This window comes from Bradyrhizobium lablabi (assembly GCF_900141755.1).
In the GTDB taxonomy this organism is placed as follows: Bacteria; Pseudomonadota; Alphaproteobacteria; order Rhizobiales; family Xanthobacteraceae; genus Bradyrhizobium; species Bradyrhizobium lablabi_A.
Window position 1 is genome coordinate 1,112,306 of record NZ_LT670844.1, and the last position, 23,086, is coordinate 1,135,391.

The 23,086-nt window shown below is 62.8% G+C and carries 21 protein-coding genes; 7 read left to right on the forward strand and 14 right to left on the reverse strand.

Annotation, left to right across the window (positions count from 1 at the left end):
• Window positions 1-112: 112 nt before the first annotated feature.
• Window positions 113-340 (forward strand): helix-turn-helix domain-containing protein, encoded by a 228-nt coding sequence (locus B5526_RS05255; protein ID WP_079537241.1) that lies wholly within the window; start codon window positions 113-115, stop codon window positions 338-340.
• A gap of 40 nt (window positions 341-380) precedes the next feature.
• Here B5526_RS05255 and B5526_RS05260 read toward each other — a convergent pair whose 3' ends face one another.
• The 8 genes from B5526_RS05260 to B5526_RS05295 form a co-directional block, all read right to left on the reverse strand.
• On the reverse strand, window positions 381-1,061 hold the full coding sequence (locus tag B5526_RS05260) for a response regulator transcription factor (RefSeq protein ID WP_079537242.1): 681 nt from the start codon (window positions 1,059-1,061) through the stop codon (window positions 381-383).
• Window positions 1,062-1,428: 367 nt separating this feature from the next.
• Window positions 1,429-3,024, reverse strand: coding sequence for a Do family serine endopeptidase (locus B5526_RS05265; RefSeq protein WP_079537243.1), 1,596 nt, complete (start codon window positions 3,022-3,024; stop codon window positions 1,429-1,431).
• Between the two features lie 215 nt (window positions 3,025-3,239).
• Complete coding sequence (locus tag B5526_RS05270) at window positions 3,240-3,740, reverse strand: cytochrome c-type biogenesis protein (RefSeq protein ID WP_079537244.1); 501 nt, start codon at window positions 3,738-3,740, stop codon at window positions 3,240-3,242.
• Window positions 3,741-3,744: 4 nt separating this feature from the next.
• Window positions 3,745-5,727 (reverse strand): heme lyase CcmF/NrfE family subunit, encoded by a 1,983-nt coding sequence (locus tag B5526_RS05275; RefSeq protein ID WP_079537245.1) that lies wholly within the window; start codon window positions 5,725-5,727, stop codon window positions 3,745-3,747.
• Window positions 5,724-6,215 (reverse strand): cytochrome c maturation protein CcmE, encoded by a 492-nt coding sequence (gene ccmE / locus B5526_RS05280; RefSeq protein WP_079537246.1) that lies wholly within the window; start codon window positions 6,213-6,215, stop codon window positions 5,724-5,726. The genes B5526_RS05275 and ccmE overlap by 4 nt, the downstream gene beginning before the upstream one ends.
• Window positions 6,216-6,314: 99 nt before the next feature.
• Entirely contained in the window at window positions 6,315-7,418 is a 1,104-nt protein-coding gene (ccmI, locus tag B5526_RS05285; protein ID WP_079537247.1) for a c-type cytochrome biogenesis protein CcmI, read from the reverse strand.
• 208 nt (window positions 7,419-7,626) lie between these two features.
• On the reverse strand, window positions 7,627-7,896 hold the full coding sequence (locus B5526_RS05290) for a hypothetical protein (protein WP_079537248.1): 270 nt from the start codon (window positions 7,894-7,896) through the stop codon (window positions 7,627-7,629).
• Window positions 7,897-8,057: 161 nt separating this feature from the next.
• Entirely contained in the window at window positions 8,058-9,458 is a 1,401-nt protein-coding gene (locus B5526_RS05295; protein WP_079537249.1) for a hypothetical protein, read from the reverse strand.
• 386 nt (window positions 9,459-9,844) lie between these two features.
• On the opposite strand from B5526_RS05295, the gene B5526_RS05305 reads away from it, so the two are divergent.
• On the forward strand, window positions 9,845-10,141 hold the full coding sequence (locus B5526_RS05305; protein ID WP_079537250.1) for a BrnA antitoxin family protein: 297 nt from the start codon (window positions 9,845-9,847) through the stop codon (window positions 10,139-10,141).
• A gap of 22 nt (window positions 10,142-10,163) precedes the next feature.
• Here B5526_RS05305 and B5526_RS05310 read toward each other — a convergent pair whose 3' ends face one another.
• The 4 genes from B5526_RS05310 to B5526_RS38375 form a co-directional block, all read right to left on the reverse strand.
• Window positions 10,164-11,540 carry a sensor histidine kinase gene (locus B5526_RS05310; protein ID WP_079537251.1) on the reverse strand — a complete coding sequence of 459 codons (1,377 nt, stop codon included), beginning with the start codon at window positions 11,538-11,540 and terminating at the stop codon, window positions 10,164-10,166.
• A gap of 147 nt (window positions 11,541-11,687) precedes the next feature.
• Window positions 11,688-12,359 carry a response regulator transcription factor gene (locus B5526_RS05315; RefSeq protein ID WP_079544712.1) on the reverse strand — a complete coding sequence of 224 codons (672 nt, stop codon included), beginning with the start codon at window positions 12,357-12,359 and terminating at the stop codon, window positions 11,688-11,690.
• Between the two features lie 208 nt (window positions 12,360-12,567).
• Window positions 12,568-13,239: a metallophosphoesterase gene (locus B5526_RS05320; protein WP_079537252.1), complete on the reverse strand. Its 672-nt coding sequence runs from the start codon at window positions 13,237-13,239 to the stop codon at window positions 12,568-12,570.
• A gap of 142 nt (window positions 13,240-13,381) precedes the next feature.
• Window positions 13,382-13,534 carry a hypothetical protein gene (locus B5526_RS38375; RefSeq protein WP_172841975.1) on the reverse strand — a complete coding sequence of 51 codons (153 nt, stop codon included), beginning with the start codon at window positions 13,532-13,534 and terminating at the stop codon, window positions 13,382-13,384.
• A gap of 270 nt (window positions 13,535-13,804) precedes the next feature.
• Between B5526_RS38375 and B5526_RS05325 the strand changes: the two genes are divergently transcribed.
• Window positions 13,805-14,764 carry a Ku protein gene (locus tag B5526_RS05325; RefSeq protein ID WP_079537253.1) on the forward strand — a complete coding sequence of 320 codons (960 nt, stop codon included), beginning with the start codon at window positions 13,805-13,807 and terminating at the stop codon, window positions 14,762-14,764.
• Between the two features lie 18 nt (window positions 14,765-14,782).
• Window positions 14,783-15,019, forward strand: a complete 237-nt coding sequence (locus B5526_RS05330) for a hypothetical protein (protein ID WP_079537254.1) — start codon at window positions 14,783-14,785, stop codon at window positions 15,017-15,019.
• A 72-nt stretch (window positions 15,020-15,091) separates the two neighbouring features.
• On the opposite strand, the gene B5526_RS05335 is transcribed toward B5526_RS05330, so the two are convergent.
• A complete protein-coding gene (locus B5526_RS05335) occupies window positions 15,092-15,256 on the reverse strand; it encodes a Flp family type IVb pilin (protein ID WP_079537255.1) in 165 nt (54 codons plus the stop codon).
• Between the two features lie 502 nt (window positions 15,257-15,758).
• Here B5526_RS05335 and B5526_RS05340 point away from each other — a divergent pair.
• The 3 genes from B5526_RS05340 to B5526_RS05350 all read left to right on the forward strand — a co-directional run bounded on the left by B5526_RS05340 (window position 15,759) and on the right by B5526_RS05350 (window position 22,604).
• Complete coding sequence (locus B5526_RS05340; protein ID WP_079537256.1) at window positions 15,759-17,393, forward strand: thiamine pyrophosphate-requiring protein; 1,635 nt, start codon at window positions 15,759-15,761, stop codon at window positions 17,391-17,393.
• Window positions 17,394-17,556: 163 nt separating this feature from the next.
• Complete coding sequence (locus B5526_RS05345; protein WP_079537257.1) at window positions 17,557-22,212, forward strand: GAF domain-containing protein; 4,656 nt, start codon at window positions 17,557-17,559, stop codon at window positions 22,210-22,212.
• A 2-nt stretch (window positions 22,213-22,214) separates the two neighbouring features.
• Window positions 22,215-22,604, forward strand: a complete 390-nt coding sequence (locus B5526_RS05350; RefSeq protein ID WP_079537258.1) for a response regulator — start codon at window positions 22,215-22,217, stop codon at window positions 22,602-22,604.
• 157 nt (window positions 22,605-22,761) lie between these two features.
• On the opposite strand, the gene B5526_RS05355 is transcribed toward B5526_RS05350, so the two are convergent.
• Window positions 22,762-22,983, reverse strand: a complete 222-nt coding sequence (locus tag B5526_RS05355; protein WP_154071137.1) for a hypothetical protein — start codon at window positions 22,981-22,983, stop codon at window positions 22,762-22,764.
• Window positions 22,984-23,086 lie beyond the last annotated feature (103 nt).

The window sequence follows — 23,086 nt, forward strand, 5'->3', positions numbered from 1 at the left end:
CCAGATGTCACGCCTGCATTCCATAACCGCTCAATCTGCGAATGTCCGCTTCGCGCCAAAAGCTGCCTTTGAGTATCTCTGAAAGCCGCGCCGTCCAGGGACTGCACGCCCCATGAACGAGTTCGGTCAGAAGGGCGTCGTCCCGCTTGCGGAGCGGCTGTCGCTGTCGCCGGAAGAGGCCAGCGCCCTCACCGGCATCGGGTTGACATCCATTCGTCAGGCGGCAGCGAGCGGCGCGCTGAAAGCGCGCAAGCACGGGACGCGGACCATTATCCTCCGGGATGATCTGGAGGACTGGCTGCAGACTATGCCGATGATTGGTAGGAAGATGGTAGGATAAATGCGGCCATGATCTCCGAACCCTTATTTTTAAAAGGGATTCAGCGAATGCCGTCACGGATCATGTATCCAGCGCCGCGTATGGTATGAAGCAGCGGCCGCTCGAAACCCTTGTCGATCTTGGAACGTAGCCGTGAGATATGCACGTCGATGACGTTGGTCTGCGGATCGAAATGATAATCCCACACGTTTTCGAGCAGCATGGTTCGCGTCACCACCTGGCCGGCATGCTTCATCAGGTATTCCAGCAGGCGGAACTCGCGCGGCTGCAGGGTCAATTCGTCCTTGCCGCGCGCCACCCGATGCGACAGGCGGTCGAGCTCGAGATCGCCGACCCGATAGGTGGTCTCCTCGGTCGGACCGACATTGCGGCGCGACAGCACTTCGACCCGCGCCAATAGTTCGGCGAACGAATAGGGCTTTGGCAAATAATCGTCGCCGCCGGCGCGCAAGCCCTTGATACGGTCGTCGACCTGCCCGAGCGCCGAGAGAATCAAAACCGGCGTGCGGTTGCCCTTCTCGCGGAGCGCGCCGATCAGCGACAGGCCATCGCGCTTCGGCAGCATGCGGTCGACCACCAGCACGTCATAATCGCCGGAATCGGCGATCGCGAGGCCCTCCTCGCCATCGGCGGCGAGGTCGGCGACATAACCGACTTCGCGGAACGCCTTCACCAGATAGTCGGCGGACTCGCGGTCGTCTTCGATGATCAACAGGCGCATCTGGGGGTCGGTTGCGGTCAAGTGGGCCAGCCTTCTATCACCATGGCGCGGTCGGCATCTTCATGCAAGACGACGGGATACCTTGCCGATTGAGCGAGAAAAGTGGGCGGTGAAGCTGGGGGGACCTCACCGCCCTTTAGACCTTCCGACGGAGGGGGGCGCAATTCCACCGGAAGGCAACCGAAGGGAGCGGGCTTCTTGACCCGCCCCCCGGAAAGAGCCGTCGGCGGGGGCGACTAATGCCGGCGACACCCTCCATCTCTTCAGGTCCGGACCCGATCGATTTGAAGGGATCAGGACCGCATCTCCTTGTTTGAGCATGACCCGCTCGGAAATCCGGTTCCGGATCATGCTCGCAAGCACTGACTTAGCCCTTGGCGAGGGGCACCGCCACGAAGCGCGACGATCCGCCGCTCTTCACGCGCATCAGAACGCTGTTCTTGTTGTCGGTGCGCGCGGCATCGATCGCCTGGCGCACGTCTCCGGCATTGGTGACGCTCTTTCCCGCAACTTCGAGAATCACGTCGCCTTCCTTGAAACCACGCTCGGCCGCCGCGCTCTGCGGATCGACCTCGGTCACCACGACGCCATCCTTGCCGGCGCCAGCAACCGAGTTGGCCGGCGCGAGCGTCAGACCGAGCTTCGGCACATTGGTGCCACGGTTCACGCTGCCCTTGTCACCGTTGTCGTTGTCGGTGTCGGCCTTGGCTTCGACAGAGTTCGGCAACTGGCCGAGCGTGAGGTCCACGACCTTGTCCTGGCCCTTGTGCAGCACGTTGAGCTTCACCGCATTGCCGGGCGGCAGGCCGCCGATGGTGCGCGCGAGTTCACGGGCATCCTTGACCGTCTCGCCATTCACCGCGGTGATGACGTCGCCGGATTCGATACCGGCCTTGGCCGCCGGACCGTTGGCCTGGGGTTCCGCAACCAGCGCGCCTTCCGCCTTCTTCAGCCCGAGGCTGTCGGCGATATCAGCCGTGACCGGCTGAATCTGGACGCCGATCCAGCCGCGGCTGACCGTGCCCTTGTCCTTGAGCTGGGCGATCACGTTCTTCACGGTCGAGGCCGGAATCGAGAACGCGATGCCGACGCTGCCGCCGGACGGCGAATAGATCGCGGTGTTGACGCCCATCACCTCGCCTTCGGTGTTGAAGGCCGGACCGCCGGAATTGCCCTTGTTCACGGGCGCGTCGATCTGGATGAAATCGTCGTAGGGGCCGTTGCCGATGTCGCGGCCGCGGGCCGAGACGATGCCGGCCGTGACGGTGCCGCCGAGGCCGAACGGATTGCCGACCGCGAGCACCCAGTCACCGATCCGGGGCTTGCCGTCCGAAAGCTTGGCGAACGGGAAGTCCGAGCCGCCCTCGACCTTGATCAAAGCGAGGTCGGTGCGCGCATCGGTGCCGATCACCTTGGCCTTGTAGACCTTGCCGTCGTCGGTCGTCACTTCGACCTTGTCGGCGCCGTCGACCACGTGGTTGTTGGTCACGGCATAGCCGTCGGCCGAAATGAAGAAGCCCGAACCCTGACCGGTCACCGCATGGCCGCCGCGGGGTGCACCGCGCATGCCCGGGGGCAGACCGTCGGGTCCGCCGAAGCGGCGGAAGAAGCGCTCCATCGGCGAGCCCGGCTGGAACGGCGAATCTTCGTTGGAGTTGTCGTCCTTGGAAGCGACCTTCTCGTTGATATTGACCTTCACCGAAATCACCGACGGCTTTACGCGCTCGACGATGTCGGCAAAGCCGGCAGGCTTCTCGACCTTGCGGACCTCGTTGTTGACCTGCGCATGCGCGGGGGTGGTGAAAATATCCGTCGGGCCGTGCGACGGGCCAAAGCCGTAAGCGGCGACGCCGAGGCCGGCGACGACCGAAGCCATCAACGCGAATTTGCGCGCAGAAAACAGCGAACGTCGTGATGCCTGGTACGAGGGGAAGGACGAAAGATCGTTGGGGCGTTCGGTCATTCAGTAATCTCCAGAGCCTGAAATAAAATGGTGCCGGAACCAGCACCTTTCACGTCGGAAGATGGGCATTTTCGCCTTACCGCGCGCTGGCGGGGGAATTAAACTTTTGTAATAAAGGCTCAAAGCAATGCGGCAGTTTATCGCAGGGCGAAAACAGTCAATCGGAGGGTGAAAACGAGCTGTTTTCAGGCCAAAAAAGCGGCCCTGTCACAAAGCTATGCCGGCTGGTCAGGCGAGCGGCGTGGCGCCATCAGCCGCTCCAGCCTGGCCTCTTCCTCGGCGCTCAATTTGAACGGCGATTGATCTTCCACTGCTGCAAATTTCGAGCGCCGCCGCCAGCTGAGCCACAACGCTAGCCCGCCTCCGGCAAGCGCTAACGGCGGCAACAACCAGAGCAACAGCGTCTGGCGCTCGAGGCGTGGCTTCAGCAGCACGAATTCGCCGTAGCGCGCCACCAGGAAATCGATCACCTGCGCATCGCTGTCGCCGGCCGAGATCCGCTCGCGGACGAGTATCCGCAAATCGCGCGCCAGCGGCGCTTCGGAATCGTCGATCGACTGGTTCTGGCACACCATGCAACGCAGTTCGCGCGACAAATCGCGGGCGCGGGCCTCCTTGGCCGGATCGGACATGATCTCGTCGGGCTGCACCGCGTGAGCGGCCGGGCATCCGGTCAGCACAGCTAGCGCAAGCAAGAAGGCAAGGATGGGTTTCAAGGGATCACTCCGCCGCCTGCAATCCGCCCAGCGCCTTCGCCGGCTTCGGCGCGCCGACCCGCAGCCTGCGATCCGACAGTGACAGCAGCCCGCCGAACGCCATCAGCACCGGGCCGAGCCAGATCAAGAGCACCATCGGCTTGTGGTAGATCCGCACCGCGATCGCGCCGTCGGCTGCGGTCTCGCCAAGCGAGACATAGATCTGGCTAAAGCCGCGCGTCAGCAATGCCGCTTCAGTGGTGGTCGATCCCCGCGTGGTGAAATTGCGTTTCGAGGGCGTCATGGTGGCGAGCCGCTCGCCATCCAGGCTCACCGTGAAATGCGCCAGCATTTCCCGATAATTCGGCCCTTGCCGCTGCGTCGCGCCGTCGAGCCTCAACTGATAGCGGGCGATGATCGCGACGTCATCGGGCTTCATCGAGCCGATATATTCGCTGTTCCACGTGGTCTCGCAGACGATCCCGATCAGGGCTATGCCGACGCCGGCATGCGCGAACACCGTTCCCCAGCTCGAGCGCGGCAATCCGCGCGCCCGCCGGAACGAGACTGAAAGCGGCAGCCGAAACAACCCGGTGCGTTCCGCAAGATCGGTCAGTGCGCCGGCAATGACGAAGATCGCGAGGCCGATGGCGAGCGGCGCGAAGGTGCTGCCGCCGCCGGTCCACGCCCATAGCACCGCGACCCCAATCAACGCCGCGATGCCGGCCGCCATCAGCCGCTGCGCCGCGCCCAGAAGATCGCCGCGCTTCCACGCCAGCAATGGCCCGAACGGCACCGCTAACATCAGAGGGAGGAACAACGGCGCGAAAGTGAGATTGAAGAACGGCGCGCCCACCGAAATCTTCTCCCCGGTCACAACTTCCAGCGCCAGCGGATACAGCGTTCCGATGAAGACGGTGGCACAGGCCGTGGTAAGGAACAGATTGTTGAGCACCAGCGCGCCTTCGCGCGAGATCGGCGCGAACAGCCCACCCTGCTTCAGCGCCGAGGCGCGCCAGGCGTAAAGCGAGAGACTCCCGCCGATGAAGATGCACAGGATCAGGAGGATGAACACGCCGCGCGTCGGATCGGTCGCGAACGCGTGAACCGAGGTCAGCACGCCCGAGCGCACCAGGAAGGTGCCGAGTAGGGATAGCGAGAACGCCAGGATCGAAAGCAGGATGGTCCAGACCTTCAACGCGTTGCGCTTTTCCATCACCACCAGCGAATGCAACAGCGCGGTGCCGGCAAGCCACGGCATCAGCGAAGCGTTCTCGACCGGATCCCAGAACCACCAGCCGCCCCAGCCGAGTTCGTAATAGGCCCAATAGGAACCCATCGCGATGCCGAGCGTGAGGAAGATCCACGCCACCAGCGTCCAGGGCCGCACCCAGCGCGCCCAGGCCGCGTCGATCCGCCCCTCGATCAGGGCCGCGACCGCAAAGGAAAATGAAATCGAGAAGCCGACATAGCCGAGATAGAGCATCGGCGGATGCACCGCGAGGCCAATATCCTGCAGCACCGGATTGAGGTCGCGGCCCTCGATCGGCGGATTGACGATGCGCAGGAACGGGTTCGAGGTGATCAGGATGAACAGATAGAAGGCGCTGGCGATCCAGGCCTGCACCGCCAGCACATGCGCCCGCAGCGACAGCGGCAGGTTGTTGCCGAAGGCTGCGACCATGCCGCCGAACAGCGCCAGGATCGACACCCATAACAGCATCGAGCCTTCGTGATTGCCCCAGACGCCGGTGATCTTGTAGATCAGCGGTTTCAGCGAATGCGAGTTCTCGAACACGTTGACGACGGAAAAATCCGAGGTGACGTGCAACATGACCAGCGCCGCGAACGAGGCCGCGACGAACAGCAATTGCGCAAGCGCTGCGGAGCGCGCGACATTCATCAGGGCCGGATCGCGCCAGCGCGCGCCGACGAGCGGCACGGTGGACTGGATCAGCGCCAGCGCCAGCGCCAGCACCAGCGCGTAATGTCCGGCTTCCGCGATCATCGCGACGCTCCCTGGGTGCCCGCTTGCTTTGCGTTAGTGTCCGGCGTGGCGCCGTAATCGTCTTTCCAGTGCCCCTGTTTCTTCAGCGCGTCGGCGACCTCCTTCGGCATATAGGTCTCGTCGTGCTTGGCGAGCACGGCATCGGCGTTGAATACGCCGGATGGGTCGAGCACGCCTTCGGCGACCACGCCCTGCCCTTCGCGAAACAGATCAGGCAAAATTCCCTTGTAGGCGACCGGCAATTTCGCGCTGCCGTCGGCGACCAGAAAGGTGACCGCGAGGTTATCGCCGTGCACCAGCGACCCCGGCTGCACCAGGCCGCCGAGCCGGAAGCGCCGGCCGGGCGCAATATGTTTCTCGGCCACCATCGAGGGCGTCGAGAAGAACACGATCGAATCGCGCATCGCGTTCAGCACCAGCGCGGCGGCGACCGCAAGCACCGCGAACGAACCGCCGATGATCGTCAACCGCCGCTGCCTGCGCGTCATGCCTGGTCTCTATTCCTTCGCATGATGTGATCCGAAAACCGCTGCACACTTTTCGGCATCATGCGATGTGATCCCTGCGCTGCGTCACACTTCTCTCGCTCATCCGTCGAGCCCGAGATTCTTCAGGCCCTCGTTCAATTGCCGCAGCCGCTCGGAATCGTTGGCGACCGCCTGACGGGCGTCGGTGAGCGCGTTTTTCACCTTGTCGCGATCGCCCATCACCATATAGGCACGAACCAGCCGCAACCATCCCTCGACGTCGTCGCCGTTTTGCTTCAATCGGCCGGCGAGGCGCTCGACCATGCCTTTGATCATCGCGCCGCGGTCGGCCTCGCTCATGTCTTTTGCCGCGGCCATGGTGTCGTCGGACAACGCCGGCACCGCGGGACCGCCGACCCGGGCTAAAGCGGCCGCCACCAGCGGGCGCCAGGGCGCCGCCGGCGGCGCCTTTGCCAGCATCACGCGCCAGATCGAAGCGGCGTCCGCGGCGCGGCCGTCCTGCTCGGCGGCAAGGCCGAGGAAGTAGCTTGCCTTGGCGTCGTCCGCATCGAGCGCGAGCGCGTGCTCGAATTCGGCCTTGGCCTCCGATGTGATGACGCCGCCGGCAGCGCCGGCGATGGCCTCGCCGAGATCGGCCCGCCGCCCGGCGGTCTCACCGTTGTAATTGATCGAATTGCGATAGGCGCGGACCGCGTCATCGTAGCGGCCCAACCGCACCAGCACCGGCGCCAGCACGTTCCAGCCACGGCCATCGGTCGGGTTTTTCTCGAGATGCGCTTCGACCTGCGCGACCAGATTGTCGAGCGACTGGTTGGCGCCGGGCGCGAAGCTGCGTTCCGCCAACGGAAAATCGCCAAGCCGCGGCGAGCCGAGCGGCAGATAAAGCGCAACCGCGACGATGGGAAGTCCGACCATGGCGATGACCGCCGCCGTGCGGCGCAAGCGCGTGTTCGAGGCAACCGGCGGCTCGCGGGGACTGTCCACGGCTGCCAGCAGGCGGCGGCTGATTTCGACGCGCGCGGCGGCTGCCTCGGCTGAGCCGATCAGCCCCGCGGCGAGATCGCGATCGATCTCGGCGAGTTGATCCTGGTAGACATTGCTCTCGCTGCCGTCGTTTTGCGGCCGGCCGCGGCGACCCAGCGGCCAGAGCACGGCGAAGATCGCCGCGGCCGTCATCAGCGCGAACACAAACCACAGCGTCATCAAGCAGGGTTCCGATTGAGCGGCGCAAACACGGGTCGCGCCGCTACGCCGCTTTACACTACGGGCGGCAAGCGCGGCAATTGACAATTACCGATTCGCTTTTGTGGTAGATAAGGTACGAAAATCCAGTCAAAATATGGTGTTAATTGACCCTGAACATCACGCGAGCCCGACGTTGATCCGAGCCTGACGCTAACCGAACCTGACGTCAATTAACCTGGAATTCGGCGCTTTGCGCGGCATCCTCGCCGTGCCCGTTCAGCGCCTTCAGAAAGTACGCGCCCGGCTTGACGGTGTCGGGCAGCCTGATCCGCAGCGAGCCGCTCGGGACCGGAGAGGCAATGGTGGTGACCGGCTCCGGCAACGGCTCGCCGCTGCTCTTGTCGACGACCACGACCTTCGCCCGGACCATCAGATTTCGGTAGATCGCCGAAATTACGCGGTTCTCGAGTTCAATGAATTTGATGACGGGATTCATGCCCGAACGGTACGTTGCCACCTCGATCTCGTCAACTGCAAATTGCAGAGTGGAATTAATACTATTTTCTTAACGCGTTTTTTGCAAATTCGCAAAAATCGTGGCGGCATTGCGCGAAAAATAAGCGCACTCCTTTCGACTCTTTCATTCGCATCAATGGGCTAGCCGGCGCGCGACGGCTTGCGTTCGCCGGTCATCGCGTTTTCGGCCGCCCGGCTCATCAGCGACGCATAATCGTGGCCGAACAGCACCTCGCAGAAACGGATCGCGGCTGCGACCTGCATCTGCCGATAGGCGCGCACCCTGGCGTCACCGCCGCGCAGCGATTGCACCAGCGCTTCGGTGGCCTGCTCGACATATTGCTGCAGGTCCGAATAAGTGCGCAGCGTAACCTCGTTGATCGCGAGTTCGCTGGCATAGGTGCGGCAGATCGCGACGAAATCGATCAACGCCGCGGTTTCGTCGACTTCGGTGGCATCGACCCCGGAGCTCGCCGAAATATCCTTGTCGGGGCGCTGGCGCAGCAAGCGCCGCACCCGGCCGGGCACGCTGTCGATTTCCGATTGCAGGGTATTGGAAATATCGGCCCGGATCGAGGCCAGCTGCCTGCCCCACGTGGAATCGTTGCGTAGATCGAGTTCGGTGCGCAAGCCACGCACGCCGTCGTGAAGCGCCTTGAGCTGCTCGGCGACGTTTTCAAAATGGCCACGCTTGATGTCGGTGCGCAGCCCGGCCGCGAGGAAGGACAGATCGTGCAGCGCAATGGTGACCGCGATGCCGTAGGGCGTCGCGGCAACGCGGACTTCGTCGTCGGATGCGGCCATCTTGACGGCAAGGCGGATGATTTGCCACGGCGCGGTCAGCCGCTGCATGACCAGCGACAGCACGAACGGCAGAAGCTGCGGCGTCTGCAGCGTGGGAACGTTGATCGCGCTCGAGACCTGGGAGATCTGCGGATCCCCGAACACCCGCAAGAAGCCGGGAATCCGGCTGCCGAGCCCGTCGAGCGCCTCGCGGGCCTGCAACACCGAGCCGATCGGCAGCAAATCCTCGATCACATTGGGGGCACCGACGCGGGCCAGCGCGCGCTGCTTGTCGCCGCCATGCCCGGGCATGGCGATCTTGACGATCGCATCTGCCGCGGCGAGCTGGAATTTGCGGACCGCCGGCTCGAGCTCGGATGCCGTTCCGCTTTGCCGCGCCCTGGCCAGCGCCGCCTCGAACTCGCGCGCTTTTTCCGGCGCACCGTCACGGCTCAGCCACTGCCACACCGGCGTGAGCGAGGCGCGGCGGACCTGTCCGGCCCGCACCGCTGAATTGCCTTCGACCAGGAACGGCTCGAGCGGACGGAACAACAGCCGCGCCGGATCGTCGGTGCGCGGCAGCGCCTCCTCATCCGCGCCGCGCACGACCTTGCGCAATTGTTCGAGCACGAGCGTTGCGACCGCGGTGTCTTCGCCGCGCTCGACGGCGCGCTCGAACTCCCGCATCAGCAACGCCTGCGACTGCGGCGGAAGCTGCACGAGATAGTCCTTCAGCCGCTCGATCGGTGTCTGGCTCATGCTCCGGTATGCACGCTGGTATCGCGCGGACGGCAAAGTGCGTCCACCGGTCATCATACGAGCCCCGGCGTTAAGAAGTCGTTTAGGAACAGTGCCGGGAGATGCCGGTCGCGGCCTCGATCCAGCGCAGCCGGTGGCTGCGAGCTTTGCGCCGATCGAGATCGACAACGGATTAAATTGTAGATACAATATAAATAATGAAGATCGTTTGGGACGAACCAAAGCGCATGGCCAATCTTGCAAGTCATGGGATGGATTTTGCGGATTTGGACGAAGGGTTCTTTGAGGGCTCGGTTGTCGTCCCGGCGAAGTAGGGCCGGCAGATTGCGAAGGGCTCAGCGTCATCAGCATGCGACCGGCTAGTCGAAAGGAGCGGAGATTGATCGATGGGTAAGCGCCAGAAACCGTTCAAGCCGGGCCATGGCTATACCAAGAAGGATTGGGACAACGTTCAAAGTCCCGAGCTGACGGCCTCGCAAATTGCGAGGGCAAAGCCCTTTGCAGAAGCATTTCCCGAACTTGCGGCTTCGATCCGAAGAGGGCGTGGCCCGAACAAGGCACCGACCAAAAAGCTTGTTTCGCTGCGGCTGTCCGGGGAGGTGCTCGAAGCCTACAAGGCCAAGGGGCCGGGCTGGCAATCACGGATCGATGCGGATTTGCGCCGCATCAACAAGATCAAGTGACCCCTGTTGACGGCGCGGCGATTCAGCTTCCCGGCAGCACCAGTTCGGCCCGCAAGCCGCCGATCGGCGCGTTGCCGAGGGTGAGGCCGCCGCCATAGAGCGCGGCAAGGTCGACCACGATCGACAACCCGAGCCCGGAACCCGGCTTGGATTCGTCGAGCCGCTGGCCGCGGCGCGACACCTGCGCGCGCTCGGCCGCCGATAGTCCCCGCCCGTCGTCGTCGACGATGATCCGCAGCCTCGGGCTGGCGCCGGGCTCGGCCGGCCGCTCGACCAGCACCTCGATGAAGACATGCGAGGTCGCCCATTTGCAGGCATTGTCGACGAGGTTGCCGGCCATCTCCTCGAGGTCCTGCCGCTCGCCGCGGAATTTCGCCTGCGGGTCGGCATCGACGGCGATGGCGATGCCGCGATCGCGATGGATCTTCTCCATGGTCCGGCGCAGCGCCTCGATCACGGGCGCGACCTCGGTGACCGTGCCGACAATGGTGAGACGCGCGGCGATCCGCGCGCGCTCCAGATGATGCGCCACCTGGTCGCGCATCACATCGGCCTGCTCCAGAATCTTGGTCGCGAAGGGATCGCTGACATGGGCGGTGGCTTCGTTAACGATCACCGACAGCGGCGTCTTGATGGCGTGCGCGAGATTGCCGACATGGGTGCGCGCGCGCTCGACGATTTCCCGGTTGGCCTCGATCAGCGCATTGGTCTCGCGCGCCAAGGGCGCGATCTCGACGGGAAATTCGCCCTCGAGCCGCTCGGCGCGGCCGGAGCGGATATCGGCGATCGCTTCCGAGATGCGTTTCAGCGGCGCCAGACCGAAACGGACCTGGAAAATCGTGGTCAACAGCAGCACGATGCCGAGCGCTGTAAAGGTGCCGCCGAGGTAATAGTCAAAGCTGCGGATTTCATCGAAAATCTCGGTGGCGTCGCCGGCGACGGAGACCAGGAACTTGCCGTCGGCGCCGAGATCGACCGGCCGTTCCACCATGCGGAGATTCTGGCCCTCGGGACCGTCGACATAACCGAGCCGGATGCCGGCCGCGGTCAGATCGACGGCGTGATCCTCGAGCTTGGGCAGGTTCTTGTCCCACAGCGATCGCGACCGCCGCACCTCCGCCTTGTCGGTGTCGGTCCGGGTGATCTGCCAGTACCAGCCCGACAGCGGCAGCTCGAACAACGGTTCGCCGAGCGACTGGAACTGGCGGTCGGGGGGCTCGTCGGGGGTTGCGACCTCGGCGATCAGGGTCCGCAGATAGAGGTTGAGGCGGCGATCGAAGGCGCGCTCGGTGGCGCTGCGGTAGACCGATGACAGCACGATCCCGGTGATCGCCAGGATCACCACCAGCCAGGCGGTCGCGGATAGAAACAGCCGCGTGGCGAGCGAACTGCCGCGCATCAGCGCACGATGTCGGAATGCATGTCCCCGGGCCGGGGCCCGGGGGACGGATGCCGGTATTCGGACAAGATCATGCTCGGACAAAAGAGTAAGATCGGCGCCGGATCAACACCCTTGATGAGGTAATCCTCGATCAGGCAACCTTAATCAGGTACCCGGCGATGGCGGCGTCAAGAGATAGCCCAGCCCCCGCACGGTCTGGATGATATCGACGTCGAGCTTCTTGCGGATGCGGCCGACGAATACTTCGATAGTGTTGGAGTCGCGGTCGAAATCCTGGTCGTAGAGATGCTCCACCAGTTCGGTGCGCGACACGACGCGTCCGCTGTGGTGCATGAGATAGGCGAGCAGCCGGTACTCGTGCGAGGTCATCTTGATCGGATTGCCCGCCACGCTGACGCGGCCGGTCCTGGTATCGAGCGAGACCGGTCCGCAGGTCAGTTCCGACTGGGCGTGGCCGGTGGAGCGGCGCAGCAGCGCGCGGATCCGGGCCAGCACCTCCTCGAGATGAAACGGCTTTGCGACATAGTCGTCGGCGCCGGCGTCAAAGCCCTGCACCTTGTCGCTCCAGCGGTCTCGCGCGGTGAGGATCAGCACCGGCATCGCGCGGCCGTTGCGGCGCCACGCCTCGAGCACCGAGATGCCGTCCATTTTCGGCAGGCCGATGTCGAGCACGACGGCGTCATAGGGCTCGCTGTCGCCGAGGAAATGCCCTTCCTCGCCATCGAAAGCGCGATCGACGACATAGCCGGCGTCGGACAGCGCCGTGGTAAGCTGGCGATTTAGATCGGGGTCGTCTTCAACAACGAGCAGGCGCACGCTGGTCTCCAAAATAAGAGTTGCACGACATCCGCCATCAAGATGACCTCCGCCGGCGTGAACCGTTTATGAACAGAGCCAACCCCGCAACGTTACTTTTTATCCATAACCGGCTTTGCCGCATTTTGATGCGGCGCCCGGTCCGATCTAAACGCTGAACGCGCCGAGTCGGAAAGCCCCAAATGCTGCTGCGCCGCACGGGTTGCGGCTAGCCTTCGGCCGGCGGTCCCCTGATTTCGATAAAGTCAACCGGACCGCCCGGCCTGTCGTCATCGAACACCCCGACCATCAGCCGTCCGGTCCGCCAGGCCTGCGTGTCCAGATTGCTGCGGCCCTCATGCAGCAACGGGCCGTCCGGATAATTGTCATGGCCGTGCACCACATGGAGCGTGCCGAAACCCCCGGAAAATCCCTTCGGGTAGCGCTTCCACAACAACGTCGCTTGGCTCTGCCGATCGAGCGGAATTTCCGGATCGACGCCGGCGTGAACGTAGAGGCGATAGGTGTCGACATGCATCAGAAGAAGCTGGTCGAGCCAGGCAATATGGGCCCGCGGCACGTCGCCGGGATCGCCGCCATAGGAGGCGAGCGCCGTATCGCCGCCCTTCTCCAGCCACGCCGCCATCTTCGCGGGATCGCGCAAAGCCTCCACCATCATGGCGTCGTGGTTGCCCTTCAGCGTCACCAGGCGCCAGGGCGCGCCGACGCCTAAGCGCAAGCGGTCGATGACCTCCCGGCTTTGCGGGCCTTTGTCGACATAGTCGCCGATCGTGACGATGCAGCCGGCTTCGCCTCCCGAACGCGCCGTGATGCCTGAGAGCGCATCGCTGAGCAGATCGTAGCGGCCGTGAATATCCGGAATGACGTAGGTCAGGCGCATACGGCGTGTTCGCATTTCCGGACGGGCATCACGGGCCTCACGGTCCTATTGCAACCGGCCGCGCTCGGCAACCGGCGTGTAACCGGCCGCTTCTCGCTTTCGGTTTGGCGTCAGGGAGACGAGCGCGCGGCGTTCGGCCCGCTCAGGTGCGGAAGAGAACGAACCACGCCAGCCCGAGGATCAGCATCGCAAGCCCGGTCGAGACGATCAGGAGGGCAAGTACCGACGGCCCGGGCTCGCCCTGGCGCGCTTCGGTCGGGGTTTCGATGATCTGGCGATCTTGTCTCGTTGCCATGATGCCCTCGATTTTCTGATGGCTGGAACGTTGTGCGGCGCGAGGTTTTGGAAGCAACGCATGATTCCCTATGATGTTCCGGGCTTTAGGGGCTTGGGCGAGCGCGGACGGGCGCACATCGCCCCTGCGCCCGGTATCTAATTCCGGAATGCGCCGGGACCCGCCCGGGCACGGTTAACGCCGTTGCGAGATTCCCCCGCCACGCTTCTTTGAAACCCGGTCCCTCGGTGTTATCCTTGGGGTTTGTCGGTTGCGTATTCGGAGTTTGCCATGGCCCCCCGCGCCAACTGGAAAGGCTTTTTGCGGCTGTCGCTCGTGACCTGCCCGGTCGCGCTGTATCCGGCCACCTCAGACACCGAAAAGGTCTCGTTCAACCAGATCAACCGCAAGACCGGCCATCGCATCAAATATGCCAAGGTCGATGCCGACACCGGCGAGGAAGTCGCCAACGAAGACATCATGAAGGGCTACAAGGTCGACACCGATACCTATATCGAGGTGTCGAAGGAGGAACTCGACGAGATCGCGCTGGACTCGACGCGCACCATCGAGATCGACGAGTTCGTGCCCAAATCCGACATCGACAACCGCTATCTGATCCGCCCCTATTATCTCGTGCCCGACGGCAAGGTCGGCCACGACGCCTTCGCGGTGATCCGCGAAACCATCCGCAGCATGAACAAGGTCGCGATCGGCCGCGTGGTGCTGACCAACCGCGAGCACATCATTGCGCTCGAACCGCTCGACAAGGGCCTGATGGGCACGCTGTTGCGGTACCCTTACGAGGTGCGCAGCGAGAGGGAATATTTCGACGACATCCAGGACGTCAAAATCACCAAGGACATGCTCGATCTCGCCAAGCACATCGTCGAGCAGAAATCCGGATCGTTCGAACCCGAAGAGTTCGAGGACCGCTACGAATCCGCGCTGATCGACCTCATCAACAAGAAGCGCAGCGGTGTGCTCACGACCGCCAAGGCCGCGCCGAAATCGAGCGGCAATGTCATCAATCTGATGGACGCGTTAAAGCGCAGCCTCGCCAGCGAGAAAGAGGCCGCTCCCGTAGCCAAGGCCGGGGGCAAGAAGCCGCGCAAGGCCGCCTCGGGCCAGCGCGAGATGCTGTTGCCGATCAGCGGCAAGCGCGCCGCCAAGGAAGAGGCAAAGGTGCCGGCGCCGAAGAAGGCCGAGAAGCCGGTGCGGGCAGCAACACGATCGAAAAAAGCGGGTTAGCGCAACGCCCGGCCCGAGATGCCGTGGTCGACGCCCTTCGATGAGCCGATACGCTTGCGCGGCGGGGCTACGATCACCACGCTCCAGCACGCCGCAGATTACATCATGAAGCTGCCGGAACACGAGCAACAGCTCGAGCGCTGGCAGACCGCGGTCGAGAACCTGATCAATGCCGCGGAGACCGGCGGCGGTTGGTTGATGTTCGCGCGGATCGGGATGATGCGGGCACTGAACGGCGATGGCAGCGAGCGCTGAGCGCGCGGCTCGATCGCCGGCAGCTCAAATCATTTTCGGGCAAATGACTTCAGCAAAGTGACTTCAGCAAAATCATTTCAGCGACGTGCTCACCGTGTTGAACGGGACCTTCAGCGCGGTGCCGATGCCGTTGACAGCCGTGACGATCACGATGCTGATGCCGACGGCGATAATGCTGTATTCGATCGCGGTAGCGCCGGTCTCGTCGCCGAGAAATCTTGAAAATAGCTGCCGCATCGAACCTCCTGTCGGCGTTCGCCGCCGGATCCTCACGCAGGGTCGGGCAAATCTAGGTCCGATTGGTTGCCGGCTCGTTCACGAACACTCTGAACGATCGGTTAAGACGATGGTCGATTTTTCACCGCAACCATTTTGGCGCCCTCCCCGCAAACGGCGGTGCCGGAAATTTACCTCCGGTTTCGCCCTCATCCCGCGAAGTGAGCACGAGGCCAGCCAACCGCGGAGCGCCTGAGCGGGAACTGCGAAGGAACCATATCGGGACCGTCAGCGACCAACATCGATGAGCAACGCGCCGTTGAAACGCTGCAGAAGTCCCAACAACCATGCCCGAATGGCGCAGGCCGTCCTGTGTTCGCTGCGGGGTGCGCTACTGAGATGCAAAACGAGATAGCTGAGCTTCGTCCAAAACGCTGAGTACGCGCTTTACCGATCGGCAAATTCCTGTTCCAACTACCGCACAGGCCGAGCTCGACATCGGCCGTTTTGGGGAGGGATTGCCATGAAGCTCGGCACCGCCATTGCGGAAATCATGAAGCGCGAGGGAATTGAGATCCTCTGCGGCTATCCAGTGAACCATCTCATCGAGCACGCGGCCAACGCCGATATCCGCCCCATCATGGTGCGGCAGGAGCGCATCGGGCTGCACATGGCGGACGCGATCTCGCGCGTCACCTCCGGGCGCAGCATCGGCGCCTTCTGCATGCAGCACGGCCCCGGCGCGGAAAACGCCATGGGCGGCGTGGCGCAATGCTTTGGCGAATCCGTCCCCGTCCTGGTGCTGCCGATGGGTTATGCGCGAAGGCTCGCCAATATCGAGCCGAACTTCAATTCCAGCCAGGCGATGAAGGCCTTTGCAAAATCATCCGAGCCGATCAACCTCGCCGCTGAAGTAGGCAACATTTTTCGACGCGCCTTTACAAAATTGAAAAACGGCCGCGGCGGACCGGTGATCGTCGAAATCCCGGCCGACATGTGGAACGAGGAAGTGCCGGAGCCCTTGAACTACACGCCGGTGTTGCGCACCCGCTACGGCGCCGATCCCGTGCATGTGAAGGAAGCCGCCGCACTGTTGATCGGTGCCAAACGGCCGGTAATCTATGCCGGCCAGGGCGTGCATTACGCAAGAGCCTGGCCGCAGTTGAGACGGCTCGCCGAGCGGCTCGCTATCCCCGTCACCACCAGCCTCGGCGGCAAATCGTCGTTCCCCGAGACGCATCCGCTGTCGCTCGGCTCCGGCGGCCTCGCAGTGCCGCGCGCAGTGCCAAAATTCCTGGCCGAGGCCGATGTGATTTTCGGGATTGGCTGCTCGTTCACGGAAACCTCCTTCGGCATCGCCATGCCCAAGGGCAAGACCATCATCCATTCGACGCTGGACCCCGCGCATCTCAACAAGGATGTCGAGGCCAAAATCGGGTTGGTCGGCGATGCCGGATTGGTGCTCGACGCGCTACTCGAAGAGATCGGCAAGAGTGTCACCTCGGATCGCGACGCCAAAACCGTCGCCGCCGAGATCGCGGCCTTGCACGAAGAGTGGCTCGCCAAATGGATGCCGAAGCTGAAGAGCAATGACGCGCCACTAAATCCCTACCGCGTGCTCTGGGATCTGCAGCACACCGTCGACATCCACAACACCATCATCACCCATGACGCCGGCAGCCCGCGCGACCAGCTGTCGCCGTTCTGGAAGCCGGTCGAACCTCTGTCCTATATCGGCTGGGGCAAGACCACGCAGCTCGGTTACGGGCTAGGGCTCGCGATGGGCGCCAAGCTCGCAAAACCGGAAAAGCTCTGCATCAATGTCTGGGGCGACGCCGCGATCGGCTTTACGGGGATGGATTTCGAGACCGCGGTGCGCGAGCGCATCCCGATCATGTCGATTCTGTTGAATAATTTTTCGATGGCGATCGAATTGAAGGTGATGCCGATTTCGACGGAGAAATATCGTTCGACCGATATTTCCGGCGACTATGCTGCCATGGCGCGGGCTTTTGGGGGTTATGGCGAGCGGGTGACGAAGCCGGAGGACATCATCCCGGCGATCAAGCGCGGCATTGCGAAGACAAAAGAAGGCATTCCGGTGCTGCTGGAATTCATTACCAGCAAAGAGACCGAGGTTTCGCGGCCGGGGACCTGACATAGCCGCAAGAACGGCCTTCCCGCGCCCGGGATTAACGCAGCCGCTGGAAAATTGTCCGGGAACCGCTGGCCCTGACCGTTCCAGGATGAAATAATCGGGCTCCCTTACGGGTTTTTTGAGCCTGGCGCCGCGTGGCCCCGGGTGAAATGGATTTGAGTGGATGACCGCGCTTCCAAAGGATGGGGTGGTCGATCTCAGGCGCAGGATTGCCGAGCTCGAACAGCAGCTCCAGGCGACCGCCGCCGAGCGCGACGAAGCGATCGCGCAGCAGGCCGCGACCGCCGAGATATTGCAGGTGATCAATTCGTCGCCCGCTGATCTCTCCCCCGTATTCGAGGCGATCCTGGATAAGGCGTTGCGACCGTGCGAGGCGCAGGTCGGCGTATTTTGGACCTATGACGGTGAGTTGATGCGCGCGTCGGCGATCCGCGGTGCGTCACCAGCCTATGTCGAGTTCCTCCAGCGGGGGCCACATCACCCGAGCCATGTGCAGTTGCGCCTGCTCGGCGGGACCGAGAGTTTTGTCCAGGTCGCCGATCTCATCAACTCGGAGGGATATCGCAACGGCGATCCCCTGCCCCGCGCGGCCGCCGATCTCGGCGGCATCCGCACGCTCCTCGTCGTGCCACTGCGCAGGCATGGTGCCATACTTGGGACATTCGGCATCTATCGCCAGGAGGTAAAGCCGTTCTCGGACCGGCAGATCGCGATGGTGGAAAGCTTTGCCGCGCAGGCCGTGATCGCGATGGAGAACGCGCGGCTGTTCAACGAGACCAGGGAGGCGCTGGAGCGGCAGAACGCCAGCGCCGAAATCCTGAGTGCCATCGCCAGCTCGCCCAGCGATGCCGAGCGGTCGTTGCAGCAGATTGTCGAGATCACCGCGCGCCTGTTCGGCGCTTCGAGCGTCACGCTCAATATCGCTGGCGCCGACGAATGGGCCCGGATGATCCGCGTCGGCCCCAGTTCACAACGTGTCGGCTCGGAGGTTTCGGCGGCGCAGCTCGGGATCGGCGCGCGCAATCTTCCCAGCACGGTCTTTCGCGAAAATCGGCAGATCCACATTCCCGATGTGGACCATCCCGACCCTGCGATCGCCGACTGGCCCACTCTGCCACATGCGCGCGCCGCGGGAGCCCGCGCGTTGGCCGGCACGCCGCTTCGGCGCGAGGGCAAGGCGATCGGTGCTCTGGTCGTGCATCGCGACCGCCCCGAACCTTTTACGGCCGAGGAGCTCGCGCTGCTGCAGAGTTTTGCCGACCAGGCCGTGATCGCCATCGAGAACGCGCGGCTGTTCAACGAGACCAAAGAGGCGCTGGAGCGGCAGACGGCGACCGCCGACATCCTGAAGGTCATCGCCTCTTCACCGTCGGATGTGCAGCCGGTGTTCAACGCCATTGCGGCCAGCGCCAACAGGCTGCTCGGTGGGTTTTCTACCGCCGTATTTCGCGCTGTCGACGGCTTCGCCCACCTCGCAGCATTCACGCCGACCAATCCGGCAGCGGATGAAATGTTGAAGAATACGTTCCCCCGGCCGATACCGAACTTTGCGGCAATCCAGCTCGTGCAAACCGGCGAAGTGACTCAAATTTCCGACACGGAAAACATGCCGGAGGCAGACTTCAAGCAACTCGCGCGAATGCGTGGTTTCCGCAGCGTGTTGTTCTCACCGTTGATGAGCAACGGCGCGCCGATCGGCCTCATCAGCGTGACGCGGGTCGAGACCGGTTCGTTCGCCGACCATCATGTTCAGTTGCTGCGGACCTTCGCCGACCAGGCGGTGATCGCGATCGAGAACGCGCGATTGTTCGATGAGGTGCAGGCAAAGACGCGCGACCTCAGCGAATCCCTGCAGCAGCAGACGGCGGTCGGCGACGTGCTCAAGACCATTAGCCGCTCGACCTTCGATTTGCAGCCGGTGCTCGACACACTGGTCCAGACCGCCGCGCGGTTATGCGATACCGAGATGGCCTTCATCATGCGCCGGGAAGGCGATGTGTATCGAGCCGGCGCGGCCGTCGGCTTCACCGAAGCTTACGTCGAATTCCTCAAAAACCACCCGCTCAGGGTGGACAGGGGCACCATCACCGGCCGCGCTGTGCTCGAGCGGCGCACGGTGCAGATCCTCGACGTCGCGACCGATCCCGAATACACGCTGCGCGAATCCACTTCACTCGCCGGCCAGCACACCGCTCTCTGCGTGCCACTGCTGCGCGAGAATGAACCGATCGGGACCATCGTTCTCGCGCGACAGCGGGTCGAACCGTTTACGCAAAAGCAGATCGATCTCGTCACCACCTTTGCCGATCAAGCCGTCATCGCGATCGAGAACGTCCGCCTGTTCGACCAGCTTCGACAACGCACCGATGATTTGAGCGAATCCCTGCAGCAGCAGACCGCAACCGCCGACGTGCTCAAGGTGATCAGCCGCTCGGCGTTCGATTTGCAGACCGTGCTCGACACGCTGGTCGAATCGGCGGCGCGCCTGTGCGACGCCGACGAGGGCACGATCTTTCAGCCACGGGACGGCGCTTATCGCCTCGCCGCGAACTGCGGACTCACCGTTGCGAAGAAAGAATTTCTTGAGAACTATTTGTTCTTGCCGGGGAAAGAAACCACGGTTGGACGCGTTTTGCTCGAAGGCAAAGCAATTCATATTCATGACATCGAAACAGACCCGAATTATGTGCTGATGTCGGGCGACCCGTATCCGGTACGCACGCGGTTGGGCGTTCCTTTGCTGCGAGAGGGAGCGCCGATCGGCGTATTTGTGCTGACACGGCGAGAGGCTCGGCCATTTAGCGAGAAGCAGATCGAACTCGTTCAAACCTTCGCCGATCAGGCCGTGATCGCAATCGAAAATGTCCGCCTGTTCGATGAGGTGCAAGCAAAGACCCGCGAACTCACGGAGGCACTGACCTACCAGACCGGGAGCAGCAACATCCTCAGTGTGATCGCCTCCTCGCCGACCGATGTCGGGCCGGTTCTCAAGGCCATTGTGGAGAGCGCCTGCGAGCTTTGCGAGGCCTACGATGCCGTTGTGCGCCTGAGGGACGGCGACGATCTACGTTTGAGCGCGCATAACGGCCCGATACCGACAAGTGTCGATAGATTGCCAATCAACCGCAACGTGACCGCGGGACGCGCGTTCCTCGACAAGAAGCCGGTTCATGTACACGACCTGCTATCCGCTGAAGGCGATCAATTCCCAAAAGCAAAGGAGATGTCGCGTCTCGAGGGAGGCCATCGCACGGTTTTAAGCGTACCGCTGCTGCGAGAGGGTGAGAGCATTGGAGCGATTGTGCTTCGGCGTATCGAAGTGCATCCCTTCAGTGACAAGCAGATTGGCTTGCTGCAGACTTTCGCCGATCAGGCCGTGATCGCCATCGGCAACGTTCACCTGTTCGAGGAGGTGCAGGCCCGGACCGAAGACTTGCGCGAATCGCTGGAGTTCCAGACCGCGACATCCGATGTGCTGAAAGTCATCTCGAGTTCGCCGGATTCGCTGCAACCGGTGCTCGACGTGATCGTCGGTACAGCCCGGCATTTGTGCGGCACCGAAACCTCGACCATTTTCCTGCTCAAAGACGGACGGTTCCACATCGCGGCGGCCTCGGGCGCGATGCCGGAATATCTGGAGTTTTTGCGAAACAATCCGATCGCGCTCGATCAAGCTGGCTCGTCGACCTCACGGGCGGCGCGCGAGAAGCGCACGGTGCATATTCCTGATATCGGCGCCGACCCCGAATTCGGTCAGGGTCCGATGGCGGTGGGGCAGCGCCGCGCGCTGCTCTCGGTTCCCTTGATGCGCGAAGGCACCGCGATCGGCGTGATTACCATGCGCCAATCCCACCTGACACCTTTTACCGAGCGACAAATCGAGGTTGTGCAGACCTTCGCCGACCAAGCCGTCATTGCCATCTCGAACGTGCGGCTTTTCGAGGAGGTGCAGGCGCGCACCCGGGAATTGTCAAAATCGCTCGACGACTTGCGCGCCGCGCAGGACCGCCTGATCCAGACCGAGAAGCTCGCCTCGCTCGGTCAGCTCACCGCCGGCATCGCGCATGAGATCAAGAACCCCCTGAATTTCGTCAACAATTTTGCCGCGCTCTCGGCGGAATTGACCGACGAATTGAACGAGGTGCTGGCACCCGCAGCGCTCGACGGCAAGACCCGCGAGGAAGTCGGCGACATCACCCGCACGCTGAAGGACAATCTTTCAAAAGTGGTTCAGCACGGCAAGCGCGCCGATTCCATCGTCAAGAACATGCTGCTGCATTCGCGCGAAGGTTCCGGCGAACATCGCCCCTCCGACATCAATGCGCTATTGGATGAGAGCCTCAATCTCGCCTATCATGGCGCCCGCGCCGAAAGGCGTGAATTCAATGTGACCCTGCAGCGCGACTTCGACGCGACGGCGGGTAGTGTCGAAGTGTTTCCACAGGAGATCACCCGCGTGCTCCTGAATCTGATCGCGAACGGATTCTACGCCGTCACCAAACGCAAGGCGGAGCATGGCGGCTCGGGCTTTGATCCGGTCGTCCGGGCAACCACCAAAAATCTCGGCGATGCCGTCGAAATCCGCATTCGCGACAATGGCACGGGAATTCCGGCCGAGGTGAAGGAAAAGATGTTCAATCCGTTCTTCACGACCAAGCCGGCCGGCGAAGGGACCGGGCTTGGGCTGTCGATGAGCCACGACATCATTGTGAAACAACACGGTGGCACGATCGAGGTTGATACCGAACCTGGTGAATTTACCGAGTTCAAGATCATATTGCCGCGAACCAGCAATCTTTCAAATAAAACCAGAGGTTAGACGTGAGTGTTTTAGTTCTTGTTGTAGATGATGAACCAGATGTAGAGGCGCTGTTCCGCCAGCAATTCCGCCGCGATTTGCGCGCCCAGCGCTTCGTGATGGATTTTGCGATGTCGGCGGCGGACGCGCTGGCGCGCATCGCCAACACGATTGAGCAAACCCTGATCCTGATCCTCTCCGACATCAACATGCCCGGCATGACCGGCCTTGAGATGCTGCCCAAGGTCAAGGAGATACGGCCCGACGTTCCCGTCATCATGATCACCGCCTATGGCGACCCCGATACCAAGCGCAAGGCGATCGAAGGCGGCGCTATCGGGCTTCTGACCAAGCCGATCGATTTTACCCTGTTGCGCGAAGAGATCGACACCCGGCTGGAACGGGCGAACTGAGGCGGGGCCTCGTGGTTCGAGACGCGCGGCCCAGCCGCGCTCCTCACCATGAGGGTCTAAGACCTCATCCTGAGAGGCTGTGCAAATATCTCCGACCTCATCCTGAGGAGCGCGCACTTGCGCGCGTCTCGAAGGATGAAGCCACGGAGCTCTAACCTCACGGTTTGAAAAACGCGGGATCGTTCAGCGCCTTGATCATGACGTCGACCATGTCGGCGGCGCCGTGGTCCTCGCGCTCCTCCAGAAGCTCCCACAACTTGCGCAGGTTGGCGCGCATCGGCGCCTTCAGCGACGGATCGCGTTCGATCAGGGTCCGCGCGATGCAGAAGGCGATGCCTTCGCAGCCCATCCGTATCTGCTCGATCGAGGGTTTGCTCATGGCCGGCTCCTTGCCGATTCGATGGTGATTTGCTGGCGCCGCTGTTAGATCAAATCGCGGCCCAAGCATAGCCAAGGGGCGCGCCGGCGACGCCAAAAGCGCG

Coding starts and splice junctions, on each gene's coding strand:
- B5526_RS05255 (WP_079537241.1), top strand. CDS start 113: ATGAACGAGTTCGGTCAGAAGGGCGTCGTCCCGCTTGCGGAGCGGCTG.
- B5526_RS05260 (WP_079537242.1), bottom strand. CDS start 1,061: ATGCGCCTGTTGATCATCGAAGACGACCGCGAGTCCGCCGACTATCTG.
- B5526_RS05265 (WP_079537243.1), bottom strand. CDS start 3,024: ATGACCGAACGCCCCAACGATCTTTCGTCCTTCCCCTCGTACCAGGCA.
- B5526_RS05275 (WP_079537245.1), bottom strand. CDS start 5,727: ATGATCGCGGAAGCCGGACATTACGCGCTGGTGCTGGCGCTGGCGCTG.
- ccmE (WP_079537246.1), bottom strand. CDS start 6,215: ATGACGCGCAGGCAGCGGCGGTTGACGATCATCGGCGGTTCGTTCGCG.
- ccmI (WP_079537247.1), bottom strand. CDS start 7,418: ATGACGCTGTGGTTTGTGTTCGCGCTGATGACGGCCGCGGCGATCTTC.
- B5526_RS05290 (WP_079537248.1), bottom strand. CDS start 7,896: ATGAATCCCGTCATCAAATTCATTGAACTCGAGAACCGCGTAATTTCG.
- B5526_RS05295 (WP_079537249.1), bottom strand. CDS start 9,458: ATGAGCCAGACACCGATCGAGCGGCTGAAGGACTATCTCGTGCAGCTT.
- B5526_RS05305 (WP_079537250.1), top strand. CDS start 9,845: ATGGGTAAGCGCCAGAAACCGTTCAAGCCGGGCCATGGCTATACCAAG.
- B5526_RS05310 (WP_079537251.1), bottom strand. CDS start 11,540: ATGCGCGGCAGTTCGCTCGCCACGCGGCTGTTTCTATCCGCGACCGCC.
- B5526_RS05320 (WP_079537252.1), bottom strand. CDS start 13,239: ATGCGCCTGACCTACGTCATTCCGGATATTCACGGCCGCTACGATCTG.
- B5526_RS38375 (WP_172841975.1), bottom strand. CDS start 13,534: ATGGCAACGAGACAAGATCGCCAGATCATCGAAACCCCGACCGAAGCG.
- B5526_RS05325 (WP_079537253.1), top strand. CDS start 13,805: ATGGCCCCCCGCGCCAACTGGAAAGGCTTTTTGCGGCTGTCGCTCGTG.
- B5526_RS05330 (WP_079537254.1), top strand. CDS start 14,783: ATGCCGTGGTCGACGCCCTTCGATGAGCCGATACGCTTGCGCGGCGGG.
- B5526_RS05335 (WP_079537255.1), bottom strand. CDS start 15,256: ATGCGGCAGCTATTTTCAAGATTTCTCGGCGACGAGACCGGCGCTACC.
- B5526_RS05340 (WP_079537256.1), top strand. CDS start 15,759: ATGAAGCTCGGCACCGCCATTGCGGAAATCATGAAGCGCGAGGGAATT.
- B5526_RS05345 (WP_079537257.1), top strand. CDS start 17,557: ATGACCGCGCTTCCAAAGGATGGGGTGGTCGATCTCAGGCGCAGGATT.
- B5526_RS05355 (WP_154071137.1), bottom strand. CDS start 22,983: ATGAGCAAACCCTCGATCGAGCAGATACGGATGGGCTGCGAAGGCATC.